Source organism: Acidithiobacillus marinus, from assembly GCF_002847505.1.
Lineage (GTDB): Bacteria > Pseudomonadota > Gammaproteobacteria > Acidithiobacillales > Acidithiobacillaceae > Acidithiobacillus > Acidithiobacillus marinus.
Genome location: NZ_MXAV01000031.1, coordinates 20,187 through 27,880, shown reverse-complemented (window position 1 = coordinate 27,880; position 7,694 = coordinate 20,187). Strand labels below are relative to the sequence as shown.

General features: G+C 52.6%; 9 protein-coding genes. 5 read left to right on the top strand and 4 right to left on the bottom strand.

Annotated features, from left to right (window positions below; translation table 11 throughout):
- Both B1757_RS07310 and B1757_RS07305 read left to right on the top strand, forming a co-directional pair.
- A partial coding sequence (locus B1757_RS07310) for a transposase (RefSeq protein WP_143484237.1) occupies positions 1-464 on the top strand: 464 nt, incomplete at its 5' end.
- A 90-nt stretch (positions 465-554) separates the two neighbouring features.
- Positions 555-2,345: a bifunctional diguanylate cyclase/phosphodiesterase gene (locus tag B1757_RS07305; protein ID WP_101537694.1), complete on the top strand. Its 1,791-nt coding sequence runs from the start codon at positions 555-557 to the stop codon at positions 2,343-2,345.
- Here the strand turns inward: B1757_RS07305 and B1757_RS07300 are convergent.
- Positions 2,342-2,899 (bottom strand): GTP-binding protein, encoded by a 558-nt coding sequence (locus B1757_RS07300; protein WP_101537693.1) that lies wholly within the window; start codon positions 2,897-2,899, stop codon positions 2,342-2,344. The two genes, B1757_RS07305 and B1757_RS07300, sit on opposite strands and share 4 nt — an antisense overlap.
- A 160-nt stretch (positions 2,900-3,059) precedes the next feature.
- A complete protein-coding gene (locus B1757_RS07295) occupies positions 3,060-3,446 on the bottom strand; it encodes a hypothetical protein (protein WP_101537692.1) in 387 nt (128 codons plus the stop codon).
- A 214-nt stretch (positions 3,447-3,660) separates the two neighbouring features.
- On the opposite strand from B1757_RS07295, the gene B1757_RS07290 reads away from it, so the two are divergent.
- The 3 genes from B1757_RS07290 (at position 3,661) to B1757_RS07280 (ending at position 5,955) form a co-directional block, all read left to right on the top strand.
- The gene (locus tag B1757_RS07290) at positions 3,661-4,038 is read left to right on the top strand and encodes a YMGG-like glycine zipper-containing protein (RefSeq protein ID WP_101537691.1); all 378 of its coding nucleotides are present in this window, start codon (positions 3,661-3,663) and stop codon (positions 4,036-4,038) included.
- A 4-nt stretch (positions 4,039-4,042) separates the two neighbouring features.
- Positions 4,043-4,609: a DUF3311 domain-containing protein gene (locus tag B1757_RS15555; RefSeq protein ID WP_216360835.1), complete on the top strand. Its 567-nt coding sequence runs from the start codon at positions 4,043-4,045 to the stop codon at positions 4,607-4,609.
- Between the two features lie 236 nt (positions 4,610-4,845).
- A complete protein-coding gene (locus tag B1757_RS07280; RefSeq protein ID WP_101537690.1) occupies positions 4,846-5,955 on the top strand; it encodes a septal ring lytic transglycosylase RlpA family protein in 1,110 nt (369 codons plus the stop codon).
- On the opposite strand, the gene B1757_RS07275 is transcribed toward B1757_RS07280, so the two are convergent.
- Positions 5,936-6,244 (bottom strand): superinfection immunity protein, encoded by a 309-nt coding sequence (locus B1757_RS07275; protein WP_101537689.1) that lies wholly within the window; start codon positions 6,242-6,244, stop codon positions 5,936-5,938. The two genes, B1757_RS07280 and B1757_RS07275, sit on opposite strands and share 20 nt — an antisense overlap.
- The gene (gene kch / locus B1757_RS07270) at positions 6,241-7,482 is read right to left on the bottom strand and encodes a voltage-gated potassium channel protein (RefSeq protein ID WP_172437641.1); all 1,242 of its coding nucleotides are present in this window, start codon (positions 7,480-7,482) and stop codon (positions 6,241-6,243) included. Before kch ends, B1757_RS07275 begins: the two co-directional genes overlap by 4 nt.
- Between the last annotated feature and the right edge of the window lie 212 nt (positions 7,483-7,694).

Sequence of the window (7,694 nt, the reverse complement as noted above, 5' to 3'; positions counted from 1 at the left end):
ACGTGCGCAAGGGGGAAGTCCTCACTCAGCCAAATCTCAAAAAGACCCGCTGGCTCTGGCTCAAGAACGATTGCAACCTCAAGGTGAAGCAGAAAGAAAAGCTGCAGGCATTACTCAAAGACCAGAACCTCAAGACGGCGCAGGCCTACCAGTTCCGCCTGACCTTTCAGGACATCTTCACGATCAAGAATCGCCATCAGGGGGCTACCCTCTTGAAAGCCTGGTTGGAAAACGCCAGAACCAGCGATCTGCCGCCTATCGTCAAGGTCGCCTACACCATCATGAATCACTGGGATGGCGTGCTCCGATGGTTCGAGAGCCAGATCACCAATGGAATTCTGGAAGGTTTCAACAGCCTCATTCAATCCGCCAAGGCCAAGGCTCGGGGTTACCGCACGCACAAGAACTTTATCAACATGGCCTACCTGATCCTGGGCAAGCTGGATCTCAGGCTACCCACTTGAAATGACGAGGAACCAAAATGACTAATTATTAGATGGGTATTTCTCGAACGCGTTAAGGAACATTCACCTCAAGAAGGACACAAGGCCACGATGAATCTGCCAGCCATTCTCGAACGTCTGCAAAACCTGACGCGAACCTATGATTTCCATATCTTTTTTGAGGAGTGCGCGGCGTTGGCGGCTGAACAATTGCAGGCCGAAGGAGCCGCCTTCATAGTGCGTGATGGAAGTACCCTGCGTTATCTGTTCTTCCATGGCCTTCCCGCCGCCTATGCAGAATTGGCCAAGCACGTCTTTCCCGATGATCAGGGTATCAGTGGGCAGGCACTCCGGCGGGACCGGGCCGTCTATGTCCCTGATTATCCTTCTGACGCTTCGGCAATGCCTGAATATATCGCCACCGGACTCAAAGCCAGCCTGGTGATTCCCGTCCATGGTCCTGATGGCATCAATGGCATACTTGCCATTTCCTGGTTTGCCACGCAGCCTCCCGAAGTCAGCGAAGAGCAACTGCAGTTTGCCCAGCTGCTGGCGGATATGCTGGGAGCCGCCTGGTATCGCATGGGCATGGAAATACATCTGGAGCACATTGCCACCCAGGACGCCCTGACCGGAGTTCCCAATCGTTACCAACTCGAAGAAAGGCTGCAGACCGCCTGCGCGCGGGCACAACGCGATCAACGCACCCTGGCGCTGGTGCTCCTGGATATTGATGGCTTCAAGGAGGTGAATGACAGCCTGGGACATCAAGCCGGAGATCGACTGTTGCGTGAAATCTTGACGCGGCTCCACGATGTTCTGCGCGCCAGTGATACCATTGTTCGTCTGGCCGGCGACGAATTCATTCTGCTTCTGGAAAACTTGCACAGCCGTCGGGATCTGGAAGACATTCTCCAAAGGGTGTTGATTGCCCTCAATATCCGTATGGGTATGGAGCATCAACACATACAGGTTACAGCCAGTGCGGGGGTCACCACCTATCCCCACGACGATGTTGATGTATTGGAGTTGATTCATCATGCCGATCAGGCCGTTTATCGTGCCAAGAACCTGGGGGGTAACCGCTGGGTTTACTACGATCACGCCGACGATGAACGCCGCCTTGCCGCGCAACGTCTGCGCGGGGAACTGGAGCGCGCCCTAAAACAGAAGGAATTCATCCTCTACTGGCAACCCATTATAGACTTGCAGACTGCGCAGTGCGTTGCCGTGGAAGCCCTGATTCGCTGGCAACATCCCGAAAGGGGCCTGTTACTGCCTGCCAGCTTCATGGACATTGCTGAAAAATCCCCGGCCATGCAGCGCATCGGTACCTGGGTCATTCAGGCCGCCTGCCAGCAGGCTAATACTTGGGCAGCAGCAGGCTTTCCCCTGGATATTCAGATCAATCTGTCTGCCCGACAAATTGAAAATCATCGGCTCTGCGAGGAGTTACGGGACAACCTGAATCGCTGTCCAGCCCTATCTGCTGATCAGATATGCCTCGAACTTGTGGAAAGAATCGCCTTGCGGGATCTGCGCAAAACCGCACGCCTGATCAGCGATTGTCAGAGTCTGGGGGTCCGCTTTGCTCTCGATGATTTTGGTACCGGTCCTGCGGCCCTGCAGTACCTGCTGGAACTGGGTTGTAATCAAATTAAAATTGATCATAGCTTTATCATTCCGCTATCCCAGAGTCCACGCCATCAAAATATGGTATTGGCCATGGTGCAGATGGCTAATGCCCTGGGTGTTTCTGTTACTGCGGAAGGAATTGAAGACGAGAATACCCAAGGCCTGGTAAAAGACGCAGGTGCAGATCGTGCCCAAGGATATCATCTCGCAAGACCCATGCCCGCTGAAGAGCTTACAGAATTCATGCGGCAAAAGATTGCTTCTTAGTTTTTGGTTTCTACAGACAACGTCATCTCATCCAGTAACAGCCGCAACAACGCAAAAACTTCATCAGGATTCTGCGCATCGGTCGTCGTCAGACGCAAACGCAGATCACCATGTCGCAAATAGGGCGGCAATTTGAGCACATCTCGCTCTTCCAAAGACAATTTGTTCAGCGCCACAACGACCACTGCGCGGTTTAAAAAAGGCAGAATCTTATCTAGATACAAATGAATAGCTGCAATGGGATTCGGACGTTTGGCATCCACCAGGACCACCAATCCATCGGTGTTTTTGCCGAGAATTTCCCACATGAACTGAAACCGCTCCTGACCGGGAATCGCATATAAATGTAAGCGATAATCGGTCTTTGGGCAGGTAACTACGCCATAATCCATGGCCACAGTAGTCGTTTTTTTCTTTTCTGACGGCAGCGCATCCGAATACTTGGCATCGGTACTCAGCATGTCATCACCGAATATGGCCTGGAGCGCGGTGGTTTTACCTGAACCGACATGTCCGGCAATGATGACCTTTTTCTCAGCGGGAGCCGCACTCATAACCCAATGGTTCCTTTAGCAATTTTATTTACAGAAACCTCAATACCCCATAAAGACTAACATAATCATCCTGACGATGCATTACTCCAAGTTATCCAATGTATCAGCAAATGGGCATGCCCCCAACTCAGGACCATGCACCCAGTCCGCGAAAGCCATATCAACGTTGACTAATTGCCTGACCGACATAACGACCCATCCAGTGCTCAATTTGCTGCACTTCCTGAAGATGGCCATATAGACCAATACGCGCTGAAAATTTGGTCACGGCAGCGCCCTTGGAGGTCAGGTTGATCAGAACAGCATTTCCCTCTGCATCGTAGCCATGCACTTCCACCGCCGTCGGACTGATCTGCTTGGCACCAGTAAAATGCATGCCCGCCTGGAGTAAGGCCTTTTCTGCAGCAGCGGTAACCACCGCCAGAGAAGCCGGGTAGTAGGTATAATAGGGTACAGGGTTGACTTGCGGTGCCCAACTGGCCGTGCAACCACTGAGCCCCAAAGCTAAAACCAGGGATATGGCAGTCACTCGTAACGAAAAAGACATAAACTTCCTCCAAATCAGTTGTCAATACGCTTGCTGAATCTTTATGTAAGGATTATACCCGAAAAACCAGAATATAATGCAGCAGATGGAAACACTATAATTTTCACCCCGCCTTTCTGTAGCCAGTTAGCTACAGTGGCGCAGCTTGAACGCTTTGCACCATAATAAGAAAGCACGTTATGATGAGTTTACTCTCAAAGAGGAGCTGAAAAAGATGAACAATGCAAAGTGGTTGATGGCTGCGGCCCTCCCCCTGATGCTCGCGGGATGCGCAAATAATCCTTATGCCAGCAATGGCACCACCGCCAACACGGCGGGCGGCTCATTGCTGGGTGCGGTGGCTGGAGCTGTCATTGGCAACCAGACCGGTTCACCTCTGGCGGGCGCGGCTATTGGCGCAGGTTTGGGCGGCTTGGCCGGTTATGGTTTGTCCAGAAGCCAGGAACAGCAAGCACCGGCTCCTCAACCGGGTTATTATGCGCCTCCTCCGGGTAGCGTCCCTTGTCCAGCCGGATATGTATGTAACCCCACAGCCCCACAATACCAGCAGCCTCCGGCTTGTCCCGCAGGTTATACCTGCACACCTCGTTAGGTCCATGTCTGTAGCAAAGGCCGACCATTCGCCCCAAGAACCCCTTATCGAACGTATCACAGGGTTCCTTGAGGGCGAAAAAGCTCCTGCCAAAAGTTCTTTTTCTCTTCCCGGCATCATTTTAAGCGCTGGCGAGGGAAGCATTCGCCATTATCAATTTCATCCAGATGAACAGGATGTGCCGGTCACCCCCCTGGTTTGCCAAAGCCAGGATCCGCTGCCGGAGCATATCAAAACCGAACTACTGGTAAGACAAGGTCATATTGTGGCCATCATGCTGACCAGCGCCCAAATCACCTTACAACCTGAAATTCTGCGTCGGGCAGCCATTCGTGAAGTCCTGCAGCGGGAGTGGTTACTTTCCGTATTTCTTTTTGGTCCGGTGTTGGGCGTAGTGCTGGTCAACATGATTTTTGGCATGCCGGTTTTTTTATGGTGGACGGCCTTGGGTGTTCTGGTATTTTCCTGCCTGATCATGGGAATCCTCATCCGGAATGATCTGCGTAAACTGCAGAGCTGGGTTCAGGGGCTACATACTCTCGCCCGCCAGCAGCAGGATATTCTTTCTTAGCCCCCCTTCATTATCCGCACTGCCAGTGGCCGACGCTCTCGGCGAAATTGACGGGGCTGAGATGGAGTATCCGGGTAAAATGACCCGCCAGTGCTTTTGCGGTTTATCAAGACAAGATTTTGAATATTGCTCTATATATACATGAGAAAAATCTGACAACTGTTCGCCAAACTTGAACTTTCTGAACAGTCTGACCTAGAATGGCAAAGCCAGCTTTAGTGAGATCATTTATATTCATGCGTCTGAAACCCGCCTACCCGTTTTTGCGCTCAGGGGCCTTCGCTCTGATGGTTGCTGCCCTGGCAGGCTGTGCCAGCATGCCAGGACCTACCCAAAGGGCCACTACGGGAGGATATGGTTCAGCTCTGGTCAATTCTGCCTACTCCACCGGACAGACCTGTTATGCCCCGACCCCCAATCTCAACGCAGCCTATAATCAACCCTATGAAATCAATGGGCAATGGTACCATCCCATGCATCATGCCTCAGGATTTTCCGAAACCGGCATTGCTTCCTGGTATGATCAGCAGTCTTCCAGTGATGTGACCGCCATGGGCACGGCTTTTCACGCCCGTCAGTTGTCTGCTGCTAGCCGGACCTTGCCTCTGCCTACCTGCGTGCGAGTGACCAATCTCGAAAATGGGCGCAGCATCGACGTTTTGGTAGATGATCGTGGGCCTTTCGTCCATGGCCGGATTATGGATTTATCGGCAGGTGCCGCCAACGCCTTGGGAATGCTCAATCAGGGAACCTCACGGGTACATATCCAGGTCATCCCCAGCGCACCGAGTCCTTCTGTTCCGGCTCCACAGGTCTTGGCAGTAGCGCAACGACGACCAGTAGCGCAGCCGATACCGTCAGCACCGCCATTACCCGTCGCGCCCCGGGCCATCCCCCTGCCCGCTTATCCTCCGTCTGCCCATAACGGCGGAAAAAACCTGACGGCAGTAGTCAATCAGACCTTTGCCACCAGTGCTCACAGTAGCCCGAAAAAAGCGGCGGCTCCCTTACCGTTGAGAATTGCGCCCCAGCCTCCTGTATCTCGTCCGACCATAACCCCCATCCACGCGCCCGCCCCCCATGTTCTGCGCAACTGGCACAGGGCTCCCCAGGTGGAGGAGGTCTATCTGGAAACCGCGCAGGCCATGGGGTTTCATAGTGCGTTACGCGAGCGCAGCAAACTGCAGGATTTTGGTATCAGCACCGCCAAGCTGGTTCCCGCAGCAGCCAGTCTATACAAAGTCAAAATAGGTCCCATGGCACCGACTGCCGCTCCCGAAAATTATGTCTCCAGCCTGGAACGCCTACGTTTGGGTAATTTCGTAGTCAGCGAACAGGAGGATTAAAGGCATCTGCCCGTACCCGATTCAAGGGCGGGCCACGTCTTTCACCGAGAATAGCCCAGACCACCAGAACCACCCAGACAATGCCCGACCACCCCAGCACAATATTGAGCATCAGCACCCAAAAAAAGTGCTCATGATGACGGGCTGCGGCAATCATGCTGGGCACAAAGTAAACCAGCAGACCCAGCACCGCCATCAACAGCCAGACTACGATATGAAAAAATAATGTAGCAATACCCAAGCCAACAAGCGCCAACAAAACAATCGCAACACCTAAAATGGCGCTCATGCTTCTGCTCCTTTGGCAGCGAACAACTTGCTGATAATAATATCTCCCTGCATTTCCTCACCACTCAAGGTCATGGCCAGCAGTTCGCCGCCAAGCACGTCGGGGGAAATAATCAGGTCCGCGCCAATCTGGCGCAAACGTTCCAGATTCCGGGCATCCTGCACGGCGGCAACCGTTTTGCCGGGAGTATCCAGTTCCTTGGCCGCCAGAATGATAAAGGCGTTTTCACTATCAATGACCCGCAGCGCAAGAATACCCAGGGCACATTCCGCCCCTGCCCGTTTCAATACCGCCAGGTCGGTGGCATCTCCCACCATCAGTTCCTCAGGCGCCATCCATTCATTTTCCGGGGCGACAGGAACCAGCACCAAAACCCGCAAATGACGAGCGCGCAAGGCGCGATAGGTATTCTGAGCAAGAACATTGTCACCAATGATCAGGTAATGATTCCGATGATGTCGTTTTTCTCCACCCATGAGCAGACGCTGCATCCGGCCATTCAAGAGAGGCACAATCACCGCCGAAATGGATGTAGCAAAAACGGTGATGCCGAGAATGATAATCGAAATCACAAAAAAACGGGCATCAGCGCTTTTCGGGACGATATCTCCATAACCGACGGTGGACATGGTCACTACGGCAAAATACAAGGCACTGATCAAATTGGTGATGGGTGGAGAAAAACCGGCACCGAGAACGTAACTCCCCAATACCGCATAACTCATCAACAGCAGAATAGAAATAACCGCGAATAAAGTTCCGGCCGCGACACTGGAATGGGCAAAATGCCGACGGAATACCAGCAAGGCGATAAGAATAACAGCATTGAATATAGTGAATCCGCTCCAATCAAAACCGTAATGATGAAGCAGCATGGCCAGCATGGCTCCTGCCAGAATCAGGGTAATCGCCCAGGAAAAACGGGAGCGGAACAGCAGGCCGAAGGCCATCAACAACAGGACAATACCCACAATGGCTTCAGGGATGGTCCCCAAAGCCGAAAGCAAAGGTGCCTGAGTCAGACCACTGGCCGGAGCCAGATCAGAAAGTTGTGGAAATAAATGAATCAGAGCGGGAAGCACATTGAGGATGGCCAAAGCCCCGAGCAAACCGACCGCCAGGGCTAAAGGGATGTGCGGAAACCAACGATCCAGATATAAAACCGCTCTCGCCTTGGCGGCAAAACGAAACAACCTCTGGCGCAGCGACAGGCGCATGATGTCGGGAATGCGAATCATGAAAACTTCCTCAAATATCCGTGGGCTTGTGAGGGGATTAAATCAACCCTAACCTGTCCGGGATATGAGAAGCAATAAAAACCCTGTCAAGTCTTATTTTAGCAGGAACAATTGGAGGCTATCCGTCCTGTATAACCGCTAAAAACAGAATATCAAGCGTCGTGCTGACCTTCATCAGGATCAGCAGGACCAAAAGTTGTCCGCATTCCAGC

Coding starts and splice junctions, on each gene's coding strand:
- B1757_RS07275 (WP_101537689.1), bottom strand. CDS start 6,244: ATGAGCGCCATTTTAGGTGTTGCGATTGTTTTGTTGGCGCTTGTTGGC.
- kch (WP_172437641.1), bottom strand. CDS start 7,482: ATGATTCGCATTCCCGACATCATGCGCCTGTCGCTGCGCCAGAGGTTG.
- B1757_RS07295 (WP_101537692.1), bottom strand. CDS start 3,446: ATGTCTTTTTCGTTACGAGTGACTGCCATATCCCTGGTTTTAGCTTTG.
- B1757_RS15555 (WP_216360835.1), top strand. CDS start 4,043: ATGTCTGTAGCAAAGGCCGACCATTCGCCCCAAGAACCCCTTATCGAA.
- B1757_RS07280 (WP_101537690.1), top strand. CDS start 4,846: ATGCGTCTGAAACCCGCCTACCCGTTTTTGCGCTCAGGGGCCTTCGCT.
- B1757_RS07290 (WP_101537691.1), top strand. CDS start 3,661: ATGAACAATGCAAAGTGGTTGATGGCTGCGGCCCTCCCCCTGATGCTC.
- B1757_RS07300 (WP_101537693.1), bottom strand. CDS start 2,899: ATGAGTGCGGCTCCCGCTGAGAAAAAGGTCATCATTGCCGGACATGTC.
- B1757_RS07305 (WP_101537694.1), top strand. CDS start 555: ATGAATCTGCCAGCCATTCTCGAACGTCTGCAAAACCTGACGCGAACC.